Source organism: Pauljensenia sp. UMB6358 (assembly GCF_030216865.1).
In the GTDB taxonomy this organism is placed as follows: Bacteria; Actinomycetota; Actinomycetes; order Actinomycetales; family Actinomycetaceae; genus Pauljensenia; species Pauljensenia turicensis_A.
The window spans coordinates 64,709-79,868 of record NZ_JASOMS010000009.1 but is presented as its reverse complement, the minus strand read 5'-3'; the positions used below and the strand labels follow the sequence as shown (position 1 = coordinate 79,868).

The 15,160-nt window shown below is 57.5% G+C and carries 14 protein-coding genes; 10 read left to right on the top strand and 4 right to left on the bottom strand.

What is annotated here, in order from left to right; translation table 11 throughout:
- Window positions 1-5: 5 nt before the first annotated feature.
- Window positions 6-632, bottom strand: coding sequence for a hypothetical protein (locus QP381_RS07305; protein ID WP_006680316.1), 627 nt, complete (start codon window positions 630-632; stop codon window positions 6-8).
- 827 nt (window positions 633-1,459) lie between these two features.
- On the opposite strand from QP381_RS07305, the gene QP381_RS07300 reads away from it, so the two are divergent.
- The 5 genes from QP381_RS07300 to QP381_RS07280 all read left to right on the top strand — a co-directional run bounded on the left by QP381_RS07300 (window position 1,460) and on the right by QP381_RS07280 (window position 6,921).
- Window positions 1,460-1,819 carry a hypothetical protein gene (locus tag QP381_RS07300; RefSeq protein WP_006680314.1) on the top strand — a complete coding sequence of 120 codons (360 nt, stop codon included), beginning with the start codon at window positions 1,460-1,462 and terminating at the stop codon, window positions 1,817-1,819.
- Window positions 1,816-2,016 (top strand): helix-turn-helix domain-containing protein, encoded by a 201-nt coding sequence (locus tag QP381_RS07295; protein WP_006680313.1) that lies wholly within the window; start codon window positions 1,816-1,818, stop codon window positions 2,014-2,016. Before QP381_RS07300 ends, QP381_RS07295 begins: the two co-directional genes overlap by 4 nt.
- A 79-nt stretch (window positions 2,017-2,095) precedes the next feature.
- Complete coding sequence (locus QP381_RS07290) at window positions 2,096-2,623, top strand: site-specific DNA-methyltransferase (adenine-specific) (protein WP_285068208.1); 528 nt, start codon at window positions 2,096-2,098, stop codon at window positions 2,621-2,623.
- Window positions 2,620-3,939 carry a DNA methyltransferase gene (locus QP381_RS07285; protein WP_285068207.1) on the top strand — a complete coding sequence of 440 codons (1,320 nt, stop codon included), beginning with the start codon at window positions 2,620-2,622 and terminating at the stop codon, window positions 3,937-3,939. The genes QP381_RS07290 and QP381_RS07285 overlap by 4 nt, the downstream gene beginning before the upstream one ends.
- 15 nt (window positions 3,940-3,954) lie before the next feature.
- Window positions 3,955-6,921: a restriction endonuclease gene (locus QP381_RS07280; RefSeq protein WP_285068206.1), complete on the top strand. Its 2,967-nt coding sequence runs from the start codon at window positions 3,955-3,957 to the stop codon at window positions 6,919-6,921.
- Between the two features lie 430 nt (window positions 6,922-7,351).
- Here the strand turns inward: QP381_RS07280 and QP381_RS07275 are convergent, their stop codons facing one another.
- From QP381_RS07275 to QP381_RS07265, 3 genes are read right to left on the bottom strand one after another with little or no spacing between them, the layout of a single operon-like run.
- A complete protein-coding gene (locus QP381_RS07275) occupies window positions 7,352-7,813 on the bottom strand; it encodes a septum formation family protein (RefSeq protein WP_103632486.1) in 462 nt (153 codons plus the stop codon).
- A 5-nt stretch (window positions 7,814-7,818) separates the two neighbouring features.
- Complete coding sequence (locus QP381_RS07270) at window positions 7,819-8,880, bottom strand: inorganic phosphate transporter (RefSeq protein WP_006680309.1); 1,062 nt, start codon at window positions 8,878-8,880, stop codon at window positions 7,819-7,821.
- 3 nt (window positions 8,881-8,883) lie between these two features.
- Window positions 8,884-9,516, bottom strand: coding sequence for a DUF47 domain-containing protein (locus QP381_RS07265; RefSeq protein WP_006680308.1), 633 nt, complete (start codon window positions 9,514-9,516; stop codon window positions 8,884-8,886).
- A 240-nt stretch (window positions 9,517-9,756) separates the two neighbouring features.
- Here QP381_RS07265 and QP381_RS07260 point away from each other — a divergent pair, with 240 nt between their 5' ends.
- The 5 genes from QP381_RS07260 (at window position 9,757) to QP381_RS07240 (ending at window position 15,160) form a co-directional block, all read left to right on the top strand.
- Complete coding sequence (locus tag QP381_RS07260) at window positions 9,757-11,592, top strand: phosphoenolpyruvate carboxykinase (GTP) (protein ID WP_103632485.1); 1,836 nt, start codon at window positions 9,757-9,759, stop codon at window positions 11,590-11,592.
- 170 nt (window positions 11,593-11,762) lie between these two features.
- A complete protein-coding gene (locus QP381_RS07255; protein ID WP_442953406.1) occupies window positions 11,763-12,740 on the top strand; it encodes an AAA family ATPase in 978 nt (325 codons plus the stop codon).
- A 50-nt stretch (window positions 12,741-12,790) separates the two neighbouring features.
- Window positions 12,791-13,684, top strand: coding sequence for a DUF58 domain-containing protein (locus tag QP381_RS07250; protein ID WP_285068204.1), 894 nt, complete (start codon window positions 12,791-12,793; stop codon window positions 13,682-13,684).
- On the top strand, window positions 13,674-14,144 hold the full coding sequence (locus QP381_RS07245) for a hypothetical protein (protein ID WP_285068202.1): 471 nt from the start codon (window positions 13,674-13,676) through the stop codon (window positions 14,142-14,144). Before QP381_RS07250 ends, QP381_RS07245 begins: the two co-directional genes overlap by 11 nt.
- Complete coding sequence (locus tag QP381_RS07240) at window positions 14,141-15,160, top strand: vWA domain-containing protein (protein WP_103632481.1); 1,020 nt, start codon at window positions 14,141-14,143, stop codon at window positions 15,158-15,160. The genes QP381_RS07245 and QP381_RS07240 overlap by 4 nt, the downstream gene beginning before the upstream one ends.

Here is a 15,160-nt window from a genome sequence, read left to right as displayed (position 1 = left end):
GAAAACTACCGCCTCCGCACACTCCTCGTCAGCGGAGGACTCAACCTATGACCCACGCCCAAGTACGAAGAGCCGCTTAAATTACGCCTGAAAACAGGCTCGAGGTGCGCGGCGCGGTTACGAATAAACGTCATGTCCGTCAACGCCGCAGACACCTGTTGTTGACGCGTTCGGGCATCTTTATGTCCGTGGGGAAAGGCGTACTGGGTCGCGGGAATCCACAGCGATGTTAGGTAACGCTTTGAAGTCAGAAATCGCCAAAAACCGAAAGACAACTCGGCAAGAACACGAGAATGCTCAACCGATTTCTTAACGCGACGTATGCGGTCCCTAGCGGTACGTACATCTGCTCGCGCCTTGATATCCAAGACGGGTAGGTCGAACCAGTCTTCGCCTGAACCTCGCGTTGACACCAGGTCCATGAGAGATCGATCAATAGCGTTGCGAACGACCACCTCAACCATCGCCGTCATGCCCTGAATGGAGGCGGCTATTTCGAGGTTGTGTTGGTAGAGGCTGAATGCCTCGTCTACCTGTCCTTCGCATGCGTCCAAATAGGTTGTCATGCGGTCTCGTGACAGGAGGTCCAGCATGACCTGAGGGTTCCACTCGAGGTGGGAGTCACTGGTCACTGAGTAACCTCCGCTGCTATCATCGTTAACGAAGACCCCGGAACGATCACCAGCCTCGGCTGCATCGCCGGGGTTACGTCTATTCCGACACTGCGTCTACGCGAAAGCCCGTGCATGAACACGGGCCTCGGAATGGGAGCGCTATCTGGCGTCCCATAACGAGGTTAGCCGAATCAGCTCCCTGCCACCGGCAACTATAGGCAGTGCCTTGGCGTCGACGCCGGTCGATGAGTAAAGATCGGGTTAATACCCAAAGATCCAGCCCGCTCCCAGAAGCAAGGCTCCGAGGCGGGCTGAACAATTATGCCCAGTTTAACCGATGCCAAGATGACGACTTTGCCCGGCCTTGCCCCGGCGAGAAACTCTGCCAGCGAGAACTCTAGATAGCACGCCGCCCAGGCTCCGCAATAGGCATGTCCCTCCCTTCGACCGATAAGCGAACTCAGATCTCGACGGGGATGATGTCGTCGATGCTGGGCTCAGCGCTGTTGCGGCCGGGTTGGGTGTGTTGCCAGTGGCATTCGACCAGGTCGAGCAGCACGCCCAGGGGCATGAGCGCGACCTCCCACCGGCCCAGGTGTAGGTAGCGGTGTGCGAGGTATGTCAGACGGGTGAGGTTTTCACCCCAATTCCCTGACGGGCTCGCGATGGGACCTGAGTTACACTAGTTTCCTAGGAATTGATGGGAACCAGTTGGATCTCGTCTCGAGCATGGAACGAACCCTGCCGTTCATCTCTGACATCAACCGTGATGTTCAGAAGGTTCAGCGTCTACCTCGAGACCATGTTCAGAAGGTTCAGAAAGTTCGGAATTTTCGGGAGTAGCCATGGACCAGCTTGAACAGCCGCATGTTCGGCTCACAGGCGGCACGTTGCTCGCCTTGCTTAAGGCTGCCTTCCGCACGCGTTCTAAGAAGCGAGACTCCTATGAAGGTAAGTCGGATTGTCTGACCGACGTGAGAATCCTGCGCTCAGGAATCCGCGTGGAGTACTGTGCGATCGATACCGTCCCTCAACAGGTGATCAACGATCTGCTCACAGAGTTGGACCTGTGGGGCAATAGCCGATTCAACGAGCTCAACCAGACACACTGGGCCCTGAAGAACGTGGACCTCCTTGGGGTTCTAGGAGCTGCAAGCGCCCCAATGCAGGGCATCGCCAACGCACTGTGGGGAGGCAGATCATGACGAACGACGTCAACGAACCCTGGGTGAATCTAGAACAAGTAGCCGATCACCTGACAGTCAGCAAAGACACCATCCGTAACTGGATCAAAGAGGGACTCTTGCCCGCCTACAGGGTCGGCAAACTGTACAAGTTCAAACTCTCTGAAGTAGACCAGTGGGTGCGCGAAGGACGACTGGACCTGGAAGCCAAACAATGAGCAGTCGCAGTGACAAGATGACCGTTAGACCGACCTTGCCGTTTCACCCCAATCCCAACAATCACCGGAGTACAGAAGAATGAACGAAGAAGACATCCAGCAGGTTCCGCCCACAACACCGAACCTTCACACCGACGTCGCACGCAAGCTCGCAGACCTCCTGCCCGAGGTCGTCGCTGACGGCAAGATAGATGTCGCCGCGCTCCAGGCTGTACTCGGCGATGACGCCGCAACCGGCACCGAGCGCTTCGGCCTGTTCTGGCCGGGCAAGACACAAGCCATCCGCGTCGCCCAAACCCCCACCACGGCCACGCTCGCACCCGACCGCGACAACTCTCTGAACTGGGACACCACAGGAAACGTCGTCATCGAAGGCGACAACCTGGAAGTGCTCAAAGTGCTGCAGAAGCACTACTACGGCAAGATCAAAATGATCTACATCGACCCGCCCTACAACACGGGCAGCGACTTCGTTTACCCGGATGACTACGCGGACCCGATCGGTACCTACCTCGAAAAAACAGGGCAAATAGGACGGGGGGGGGGGAGAGACTTTCCACTAACCCGGAAACAGGCGGACGATTCCACTCCAACTGGCTCAACATGATGTACCCGCGCCTCAAACTTGCAAGGAATCTTCTGACCGAAGATGGTTGTCTCGTCGTCTCGATCGGCGACGAGGAGATTGATCACGCAAGGGCGGTTCTGTCGGAAACGTTTGGCGAAGCTAACTACGTCGGCACCCTCGCCGTTATTAGGGCGGAGGGAGGCGGCCTGGCAAAACATTTAATCCGGGGACACGATTATGCACTCGTTTTTGCAAGAAATATTGGGACGTTTCAGCCCCTTCTGCGACCCAAGGATATCCGAGGCTCGCGGGTAGTGATCGATGGGGAGGAATACTGGATCGAAGAAGACTGGCTTCGTAAAGAATTCGGTAAGTACGGTACCTGTCTATATGAGGAGATAGAGAAGTACCATGGCGCGAAGAAATTGGCTGAAATAGACGAAGGACTTGCAGCCGGAAAATATGTGTTGAAGAAGAAGGCTGAAGGCCACATCGTCGGACGTTACCGAAAAGTCAGCGAAGATGGCTCCAAATTCTATTCCGTGATTAAGCATCTCAACAAAGATGGCGTCCATGATCTGGCTCAACTTGGCTCTGACCTGAGCGCTTCTTTTGATTTCCCCAAGCCCGTCTCCTTGGTGAAATCATTTATTCGAGGCGCGACAATGAAAAGCTCATCAAACGCCGACATCATTCTGGACTTTTTTGCTGGTTCGGGCACGACTGCTCATGCTGTGATGGCGTTGAATGCTGAGGATGGTGGGAACCGTCGGTGTATTTCGGTGCAGTTGCCCGAGCCGACCGATGAGAAGTCTGAGGCCCGCAAGGCCGGCTATGAGAATATCGCGGAGATTACGCGTGAGCGTATCCGTAGGGCTGGGGCGAAGATTCTGGAGGAAGAGTCTGCCAAGCTCGATGGGCGTGCTGAGGGCTTGGACGTGGGCTTCCGTGCTTACCGGTTGGTGGATACGAATTTTGCGAAGTGGCGTGCGGATTCCTCACTGTCCGAGGAGGAGCTGGCCGATTTGTTCGCTGGGATGGGTGAGTCCGCGGATGATGACGCCCGCCCTGAAGCGCTGTTGACTGAGGTTCTGCTCAAGCTTGGTTTCTCGCTGACCGAGCAGGTTGAGCGTGTGTATGTGGCCGGGCTGGAGGCGTTCAACGTGGCGGATGGCTTGCTGGTCGCTTACCTGAACGAGCACGTCAAGCCCACCCTGGAACAACTACGCGCCATGGTCACACTGGAGCCAGGCCGCCTGGTGGTGCTTGAAGATGCGTTCCAGGGTGATGACGTACTGAAGACGAACCTGGTTCAGGAATGCCGTTCCCGTGGCGTTGACTTGTGGACGGCCTAAGAGGGAGCGGGTGTGATGCGTTTTCAGTTTGATCCTCATCAGCCGTATCAGGCTTCCGCGATCGAAGCGGTCACGGACTTGTTCGATGGGCAGCCCGCGGACGCGGACCAGCTGGTGACCACCTTCCGGCTGTTGCCGTCCGAGCCTGCCTTGTTTGACCAAGGTGAAGTGTCTGGTCAGGTGAGTTTGGATATCGCTGCCGAGGTCGGCGCGGTGGGTAACAACTTGGTGCTGGACGAGGACACGATCCTGGCGAACGTGCAGCGGGTCCAGGACCGTAACGGTCTGGAGAGTGCTCAGGCGCTTGCTGATGGTTTGCAGTTTGATGTGGAGATGGAAACCGGTACGGGCAAAACCTACGTGTATTTGCGTACCGCGTTTGAGCTGGCCAAGCGTTACCGGTTTACCAAATTCATCATTCTGGTGCCGTCGGTGGCGATCCGTGAGGGTGTGAAGACCTCGATTGATTTGATGCGTGAGCATTTCCGCCATTTGTATCCGGAGATCAATATGGATGCTTCGGTGTATGCGGGTGAGCGTGCTGAGGAGGTGCGTGATTTCGCATCGGCGACGTGTTTGCAGTTCCTGGTGATGACGATTGATTCGCTGCGTGGGGATAAGAACACGCGCATCATGCACCAAACCAGGGACAAGCTTGCTGGGCTGCGGCCTCTGGATTATTTGCGAGCGACTCGTCCGATCGTGATCATGGATGAGCCGCAGAACATGGAGTCACAGTTGGCTCAGTCAGCGGTGGCTGATCTGGACCCGTTGTGCACGCTGCGCTATTCCGCAACCCACCGGGTGACCCGTAACGTGGTGTACCGGCTTGACCCGCTCGACGCCCACCAGCTCGGCCTGGTCAAGACGATCGTGGTCTCGGACGCTCAGGAGCTTGGCGGGAGCGCTAAACCGTATGTGAAGCTGCTTGGGGTGTCTCGCGACCCGTTCAAAGCCTCCCTGGAGTTGGTGTGCCGTAAGAAGGACGGCTCGTATGCCAAGCGCAAAGTGACCGCTACGCAGGGTGATGATCTGGAGCGTGTCTCTGGCGGTAACCCGGCTTATGAGGGTAACTGGCGGGTCAGCGAGATCAGTGTTGAGCCTGAACGCATCGAACTATCCAACTACGGGTACCTGCATGTTGGGGATGAGATCGGCTCGAACCAGGACGCGGTGTTCAGGGAGATGATCCGCGAGACCATCCGCGAACATATCCGTAAAGAACTCCAGGTTCATGCCCGGGGTATCAAGGTGCTGTCTTTGTTCTTTATCGACAAGGTCGCTTCCTATCTGGGCAACGGTGTCAACAACCTGGACGCGAACGGTGATTTTGCTACCTGGTTCGATGAGCTTTACACCGAGGAACTGGCTCGCCAGCCCGAGGCCAGGGACATCATGCCTGTTACGGCGTTGGAGGCGCGTAGTGGCTATTTCGCCCAGATGAAGTCCGGTAAGGGCAAAAACGCGGTGATGACGTTCAAGGACTCGTCTGGCAAGACCAAGGCTGATGATGACGCGTATGAGTTGATCATGCGTGACAAGGCCCGCCTGTTGAGTATGGATGAGCCGGTGCGGTTCATTTTCTCCCACTCTGCTTTGCGTGAGGGCTGGGATAACCCGAACGTGTTCCAGATCTGCACGCTGCGTGACATGGCCTCGGAAACCGAGCGCCGCCAGACGATCGGTCGTGGGCTGCGTCTACCAGTGAACCAGGCCGGGCAACGCATTAGCGATACTGGGCTGGCGCAGTTGACGGTGGTGGCCAGCGAGTCGTATCAGGCGTTCGCTTCAGCGCTTCAGAACGAGTACCAGAAGGCGGGCGTGGCGATCGGGTTTGTGCGTAAGCAGGAATTCTCGCGCCTGCCGATCACGGTTGATGGGAAAGAGGCCGTGCTGGGTGCGAAGCGGTCGGCCGAGATCTGGGATCACCTCCACCGGCGCGGTTTCATTAACGAGCAGGGTGAGGTCCAGGGCAGCTGGGTGCCCGAGCATCTTGGCTTCACGGTTGATCTGCCCGAGCCCTACGCGGAGTATGAGGATGATGTCATCAACATCGTCAACGCGTGCAAGATGGAAACCATCATCAAGCGCAAGCGCAAGCGTGTGGCCCGCAAACTGAACAAGGAACTCTACGCAGCCCCCGGGTTTGAGGAGTTCTGGGACAAGATCACCCAGCGCACCACCTACCGGGTCAACTTTGAACGCCAAGCCCTGGTGGACGCGTGCGTGAACCGAATCAAGACGGCTCCCAGGATCGAGCCGATCCGTATCCAGGTCACGCGCACGAAAATGACGATGACTCGTGGTGGCACCAAGGGCAGCGCGCTTGGGTCGCGTGGCGCGAACCTGACCGGCTCCTACCCTCTGCCCGATATCGTGGCCCAGCTACAGGAAGCGACCTCGCTGACCCGTCGGACGATCATCGATATCCTCACCGGCTCGGGGCGGCTTGGGGAGTTTTTGGGTAACCCGAACGACTTCATCAAGATGGCGTCGACCTATATTCAAGAAGAGCTCGCTCACGTGGTGGTTGAGGGTATCCAGTACGAGAAGATCGGCGGGAGTATTTACGAGCTGCGCGAGTTGCAAGAAGACGGCCTTGAGGAGAAAGACCGCTTCCTTGACCAGCTCTACAAGGTGACCAACACGGGAAAGACAGACTTTGACTACGTCGTCTTTGACTCCGCGGTCGAGCACCAGTTCGCCGAGTACCTGGACGGGCGAGAAGACATCCGCTTGTTCATGAAACTGCCCGACAAGTTCCGTATCCCCACCCCTGTTGGGGATTACAACCCGGACTGGGCGATTATCAAAACCGAGGAGGGACAGGACCGGCTGTATTTGATCCGGGAGACGAAGTCGAGCCTGGATCCGACGAAGCGTCGCCCGGGTGAGAACGCGAAGATTAACGCGGCGATCAAGCACTTCGAAGCCATCGGGGTGAACTACAAGGTCGCCGCCCCGGACAACTGGAGACTGTAACCGTGATGGAGGGTGGTCTGCTCAGCGATTAGCAGGCCAAGTTCTACGCCTACGAGCTGGATCGCTCCTATGCGGATCTGGCGCGCTCGATCACGGTTAACCAGAAAGCCGTCAAACTCGTTGACGCTCTCGAGCAAGGCTTTGATCGTCTGGGTGAGATCGGCGGTCGTGGGGGTGGTTTTTGTGCACCGACTGCACCTAGTGCGACGGTTTTGCGTGTTTGAGCCCGGATGTGTCGCGTGGGGCGTAGGTGGTGACGCTCACCAGCTGGTCGCTTCCTTATCGACGAGGCCGCCTCCACCGCAACCCGCTTAACCGCATCTGATGGCGGACCGGAACAGCTAATCATCCGGTAAAAACACACGGGGTGGGGGCGTCTCGGCAAGACGCCCCCACCCCGTATACAGCTTCAAAGCCGAAGAAGCGAGCCCTACAAGTTCGAATCTTTCACAGACTGCGTGAGCTTTTGATCGCCCTGGGCATACACAACGCACGCAATATGACGATCTCCGTCCTTCCAAGACTGTTCAGTCGGAACAAGCCACGATACATCCAACGATGACGTCACATAGTTTGACCCAACATAGTCGGTAAAAGAGGAAACGCACGCCTCTTCAGCCTGCGAGTTCAGTTTGGAAGCGCCAGGGAACGCATCATCAGCACCGTTTGGGTTTGTCTTAACAACGGCTGAAACCTCGCCCCGATGTTCCTCGGAACAGGACGTGCGATCGATCGTCACCGCCGTCTCTGTGTTCGGCAGCTGAATACAATCACCGACCTTCAAATCAAGGACAGACGAATTCGAACACCCTGCTATTAGCGCGACGGCTGAAACAGCGAACGCGCCCGCGCCGGTGGCGTGGGCCGTTCGGCCTCGTAAATTGGCGAACACTATCGTCACAGTCCAACTACCGCGTGAACGATGAAGTACACGATCGCCGCAACCGCCGCAGCAGCCGGAAGCGTCAAGAACCAACCGACCACGATGTTGCCAGCAACCCCCCAGCGGACAGCCGAGAAACGCTTCGTTGCACCCACACCAAGGATCGCCGACGTAATCGTGTGCGTCGTGGAGATCGGAGCATGAAGAACGAATGCGGACAGGTAGAGAACGATGGCGGAAACACCCTCGGCGACGAAGCCACGAGCCGGATCTAGATCGATGATCTTACGGCCGAGCGTACGCATGATGCGCCAGCCACCGGCATACGTGCCCAGCGAAATTGCACCTGCGGCAGCAAGTTTGACCCACAGCGGAATCATGATGTCACCCGTCACCGGGTCAATCACGTTGTGCGTCTCGCCGTAGCCACCGGCGATCAGCGCCATCACAATGACGCCCATCGTTTTCTGAGCGTCCTGCAGGCCGTGGCCAAGGGCCATTGCTGCAGCTGACAGAGTCTGAAGAATACGGAAGCGACGCATCGTGCGGTGATAGGGCAGATTTTGCAACAGTCTCATCAGGCCCTTCATGAGGAAGAAGCCCAGAAGGAAGCCGATCACCGGGGACGCGAACATCGGGATGACGACGTGCTGAAGAATTCCAATCCACTTCACCTGGGTTGCTGAAGCAAGGCCAGCGCCCACCAAACCACCAATCAAGGCGTGTGATGAGGACGATGGAAGCCCAAACCACCATGTGATCAGATTCCACACAACCGCACCGACCAGAGCGCCCAGCACAATCGCCAAGCCCTCTCTCTGTTGAAGAACGTCGGACGAATTCGTGTAGTGCGAGATATCGATGATGCCCTCACCGATAGTCTTTGCGACCTCCGTGCCCAAAAGTGCACCAATAATGTTCATGACAGCAGCCATGAGGAGAGCGGCTCGCGGGGTCAGTGCCCTGGTGGACACGGAAGTTGCGATTGCATTCGCCGCATCGTGGAAGCCGTTGGTGTAGTCAAAACCAAGAGCAATGATCACGACCAGCGAGACCAGGACCAGATTAAGATCCACGGGTCAGGACTCCTTCACCGCAATCGTTTCAACGCAGTTTGCGAGGTCTTCGAATGCGTCGGATGCCGATTCTAGGACCTCAACAAGGTCCTTCAGCTTGATGATCGTCACCGGATCAAGGCCGGAATCGAAGATCGAAGTGAGAGCGCGACGGTAGGTCGTGTCACCTTCGTTCTCAAGGCGGTTCAGCTCAACCCAGAAGTCGCGCATGTCCAGTGGGGACTTGAGGCCGGGGATCTGCTCTGCCGTCAGCGCTGCGCAACGAGTCAAGATATCGACCTGCTCGTGTAGAAGCGAGTGTACGTAGTCCGGTAGGTCGTTCAGACCGTACATGACGTAGAGGTCGCCGGCCTCGTCGATGAGGTCCATGCAGTCGTCGAGGCACGAGGCCAAGGCGCCAAGGTCTTCACGATCGAAGGGGGTGATGAAAGTCTGGTTGATGAGGTTCAAAATGTGGTGATTAATTTCATCACCGGAGTGTTCGACCTCGTGCAGTTGATCGCGCATTGCGACCTGTTCCTGCGGTGAGGAGTCAAGGATTGACGAAAGAATCGTCGTGCCGGAAACAAGGTTCGCGGCCTGCTGTGAATACAGGTCGAAGAAGGACGGGCCGTCAGCGGCCTTACGAAGTCCCACGATTTTTCCTCCTGAGGATTGGGGATGCGTTCCAAAACGCACTTACAGATTAAGGCACTCGAGGCGTTCAGATGAATGAAGGAAGACGAACGGATACCGACGCGCCACGTTTGTGAAGTGTTGCACACATGCTCACGGGACTTATCGCCCGCGCATTTTCCTCCACTATCTGGGATTATGGAACACGTAGAACAGGGGCGCACCCGTCGCCCTGGAATACCGAAAGCCTCAGGAGGCAAAATGTCCGTGACCGAACAGGATGTGCGAGCAGCAGCTCCGTCCAACGCTCCAGAAGACGTTCTCGCATGGGTTGCTAAGATCGCCGCGCTGACGACGCCTGACGCCATCGAGTTTGCCGATGGTTCGCAGGAAGAGTGGGATCGCCTGACCTCTCTCATGGTTGAGACTGGCATGTTCACCAAGCTCAACGAAGAGAAGCGTCCGAACTCCTTCCTTGCTCGCTCCAAGCCCTCTGACGTTGCACGTGTCGAGTCCCGCACGTTCATCTGCTCCGAAAAGGAAGAGGACGCCGGCCCGACCAACCACTGGGCAGACCCGACCGAAATGAAGGCCATCCTCAAGGAGAAGTTCACCGGCTCCATGAAGGGCCGCACGATGTACGTGATCCCCTTCTCCATGGGCCCGCTGGGCGGTCCGATCTCGCAGCTCGGCATCGAGATCACCGACTCCCCCTACGTTGTCTGCAACATGCGCATCATGACCCGCATGGGCACGGCTGCAATGGACCTCATCGCTGAAGGTGCAACCTGGGTTCCCGCCGTTCACTCCGTGGGCGTTCCGCTCGAAGAGGGCCAGGTTGATGACAACTGGCCGTGCAATGACGAAAAGTACATCACCCACTTCCCCGAGACCAACGAAATCTGGTCCTTCGGCTCCGGCTATGGTGGCAACGCCTTGCTCGGCAAGAAGTGCTTTGCTCTCCGTATCGCTTCGACCATGGCTCGCCGCGATGGCTGGATGGCAGAACACATGCTCATCCTGCGCCTGACCCGCACCGAGACCGGCCAGCAGTTCCACGTCACAGCTGCGTTCCCGTCAGCATGTGGCAAGACCAACCTCGCTATGCTCCAGCCGACCATCCCGGGTTACACCGTTGAGACCGTCGGTGACGACATCGCCTGGATGCGCCCGGGTCCGGATGGTCGCCTGTACGCAATCAACCCGGAAGCCGGCTTCTTCGGTGTTGCACCGGGCACCTCGTACGACACCAACCCGATGGCTATGGACACCATGCGCGCCAACTCCATCTTCACCAACGTCGCACTGACCGACGATGGCGATGTGTGGTGGGAAGGCATCGACGGCGAGGTCCCGGCACACCTGATCGACTGGCACGGCAACGACTGGACCCCCGAGTCCGGCGAGAAGGCTGCTCACCCGAACAGCCGCTTCACTGTCCCGGCATCGCAGTGCCCGATCATCTGCTCCGACTGGGAAGCACCTCAGGGTGTTGCCATTGACGCCATCCTCTTCGGTGGCCGTCGCGCCACCAACGTCCCGCTCGTTGCAGAACAGTACGAAGCAGCACACGGCGTCTTCATCGGCGCATCCGTTGCTTCCGAGGTCACCGCAGCAGCAACCGACGTCAAGGCCGGCTCGCTCCGTCACGACCCGTTCGCAATGCTCCCCTTCTGTGGCTACCACATGGCTGACTACTGGGGTCACTGGCTCGAGATGCAGGCAGAGCTTGGCGACAAGTTCCCGAAGGTCTACCAGGTGAACTGGTTCCGCAAGGACGAGAACGGCAAGTTCATGTGGCCGGGCTACGGTGACAATTCGCGCGTCCTCGACTGGATCGTCCGTCGTGCCGCTGGCGAGGTTGAGGCAATCGACGGTGTCACCGGTCGTTACCCGAAGTTCGAGGACTTCAACCTTGATGGTCTCGACATTGACGAGTCCGTGTGGGCCAAGCTCTTCGCGATCGATCTCGACGCATGGACCGCTGAGATGGACGACACCGAGGAATACTTCAAGAAGTTCGGTGACAAGCTCCCCAAGGAGATCACCGAGCAGCTCGCGAAGTTCCGTGAGCGCATCGCAGCAGCTCGCGCCTGATTTCAGGTAGCGCTCTAGCGCACGCGATCTATACCGGTGGTCGGACCCGATGGGTCCGACCACCGGGCTTTTATATGCAAACCGTGTTCTCGGTGGCCTGCGATAAAATTTGGGCATTAGCCCTAAGAAATACACACAATCGAGTGGGGAGGCCAACGGTGGCACCAACTATTTCCGCTGAAGAACTTGAAAAGGCTGGGGAGCTTTTAGGGCGAGTCTCCGACATTTTCTCTTCGAAAGTTGTCGGCCAGCACGACCTCAAGCGTGCACTGATGGTGGGTCTGCTGACTCGTGGTCACATCCTGATCGAGTCCGTCCCCGGCCTGGCGAAAACGACTGCCGCCCAAACGCTTGCCTCCGCTGTCTCCGGTTCGTTCCGTCGAATCCAGTGCACACCTGACCTGATGCCTAACGACATCGTCGGTATGCAGATCTGGAACCAGGCAACCGCAGAAATGACCACTCAGCTTGGTCCTGTCCACGCAAACTTCGTGTTGATGGACGAAATCAACCGTTCCAGCGCGAAAACCCAGTCCGCGATGCTTGAAGCAATGGCGGAATATCAGACAACGATTGGTGGCGTGAACTATCCGCTTCCCCAGCCGTTCATGGTGATGGCCACCCAGAACCCGATCGAGGAAGAAGGCACGTACGTTCTTCCCGAGGCTCAGATGGACCGCTTCCTTTTGAAGCAGGTCATTACATATCCCCAGCCACGCGAAGAACTTGAGATCCTGACCCGCATTGAGTCTGGCCAGATGGCGAAACCCTCAACGGGTGACCCGATTTCGATCGAGGAGCTGGTGGGATTGCAGGACACCGTTCAGAAGGTGTTCATTCATGACACGTTGAAGGGCTACATCGTAGACCTGATTAACACGACCCGCGGTTCCGGGCCCGTTCCGTTGCCAGCGTGGGCACATCATGTGCGCGTGGGTGCGTCTCCGCGTGGTGGTATTGCGCTGATGCGTGCCGCTCAGGCCATTGCGCTCCTTGAAGGTCGTCATTTTGTTGTTCCTGACGACGTGAAGGCCATGCGTTATTCGGTGCTCCGCCACCGCATCATCCGCACGTTCGATGCGTTGGCTGACAATGTGTCGGTTGAAGGCCTGATTGATGCTGTCTTCAACGTTGTCCCCGTTCCGTGAGCCCTGATTCACGTTATTTCGGTCGAATTCTAGGAAGCTGATACGCCGTCATGCCTGTTCGTAGTCGCGAGATCCACGCGTTGTCGTCGCGTGCGCGCTTGCCGATCATGCGCAAACTGCTGTCCGTCATGGATGGGCAGCATTCCGGCGTGCGTCCGGGCCATGGGTGGGATTTCCTTGATCTTGCCGAATATCATGCGGGCGATGATGTCCAGGATATTGATTGGGCTGCGACCGCTCGTACAGGGCAGGCGATTATTCGTCGCTATGAGTCGACGGCTAACCTGCAGGTTGTCATGCTGGTCGACACGGGGCGTTCGATGGGGGCGCTTGCTCCATCGGGTGAGCCGAAGATTGATGTTGCCACCAGGGCCTGTGAGGCGATCGCATGGTTGGCGGTAGCGCGTGGTGATCAGTTGGGTGCGATTTCAGGGGATAGTGAGAAGATCACTATTTCCCCGGCGCGTTCAGGTAATGCCTACGCGGAGATGCTTCTGCGACGGATCAGCCCGGCGATCACGCTTGAAACACCCGCGTCGAATGTGACGGCGCTTCTTGAGCGAGCGTGTGTTGCGATTCGTCGTAGGTCCCTGATTGTTCTGGCAACGGATTCGCTCCAGCCTGAGCCAGGTTCGCAAGCGGATGCAGTCTTAGCGAAGCTGACGCGCAAACATGCGGTGATCGTGGTGTCTGTGAATGATATGAATCCGGTGGACTTGCCGAAGGGAACTCGCATTGTCGATGTCGATCAGGGGCCGTTGCCTGATTTCCTGTTGGGTGACAAGCAGTTGGCTGACCAGGCGAAGTTGATCGTGTCGGCTAGGCGTCAAGAGGTCGCGTCCCTACTGGATCATCGCGGTGTGATCCGAGTGTCGGTTTCGGGCTCGAAGGACGTGCCACGTGCTCTGATGAGCGCCCTCGAAAGGGGGACTCGTGTCAGGTAACATTCTGGACGGTGTTCGCGAGCCGGTCGTGTATCCCGAGTGGATGTGGGTTGCCGGTCTCATTCTGTTCCTCATCATCGTCGCGTGGATTGTGGTGTGCCTGGTCCGCTGGTGGAAGTCGGATGCGAATCGTCCGCGGGGCCTGCGTGATCTGAGCGCCGAGCAACGTCGTGCATACCGTGACAATCTTGTGCAGATCGAAGCGAATTTCTTCGCCGGAGAATGGAACGAATCCGAGGTTCACTTGGCGGTTGCGGGTTTGATGCGCGCGCTGGGGACCGAGCGGACGGGGCGCAATCTTGAGTCCGCGACGGTCGCTGAGATTCGCGCGCTCGTGCCGATGTGGCCGGCGTACGTGCATCTGATGGAGCGCTGCGTCGAACCCTCGTTCTCCGGCCAACCGACGCGCAAGTGGGTGTCGACGCTTCTTGAGTCAGCGTTGAAGGTGATCGATCAGTGAAGTTCACCTTTTTCGTTGTTCTCGTTATCGGAGCCGCCCTGGTCGCGTTGGTCGTTGGGTGGAGGCGTGCGGCCTCGTCCTCTATCGCGAATGATTCACGAGGCTGGGTGGCGCATTCCGGCTATATCTCAACGTTGCCCGGCTTTAAACGCCTGGTCAGGCGTAGTCGCATCATGCTTGCGGGCGCGATTGTCTTTTTGAGCTTGGGCATTGTCGGCGTGGCATTCAGTGCCGGGGCACCCATTGATCGCGTGATCCAGGATGAGAAGACGGCGTCACGTGACATTGTTTTGTGCCTGGATACGTCGGGGTCGATGATCCCCTACGACGGGAATATCGGCGATGCTTTTTCGCGGATTGTTCAGCATTTTGCAGGCGAAAGAATCAGCTTGAACCTGTGGAATTCTCGCACGTTGGTGAAGTTCCCGCTGACGAACGACTACGACCTTGCGGTGTCTGAGCTCGACGAGATGAGCCGAATCATGAAGGAAGGCTACCTGGGTGAAAGCGCCGACGGCGTGTATGTCACGCAGGAGCTGATTGACTACACGGCGGCGACCCTTGACGACGAAGAAGAAGCCGCGTCGCTTGCAGGCGACGGCTTGGCGTCGTGTGTGCTGAGTTTTGACCACTCCGGCGAAGACCGTTCACGTCTGATTCTTTTTGCCACGGATAACGAGATCAACGGTCCGCAGATTTACACGCTTGCTCAGGCGTTTGATTTTGCTCATCAGCAGAACGTTCAGGTGACCACCCTGTATCCCGGGGATGGTGACCTGCTGACCACCGAGGGTGAAGAACTGAAAGAGCTGACCGAAGACAACGGCGGTGTCTTCTATGATGCCTCCGACGCTGCGAGCGTCCAAGGGATCATCCAAGAAATCGAATCTCTACAGCGCATCGAATTGTCCGAGCATGCGAAGGTTCTTGAGATCGATAAGCCGGCTGGCTTCCTCAGTCTTGCCGCTGTTGGCATTATCGGGTTCCTCGGTCTGCTTGCGATCGGGAGGCTCTGA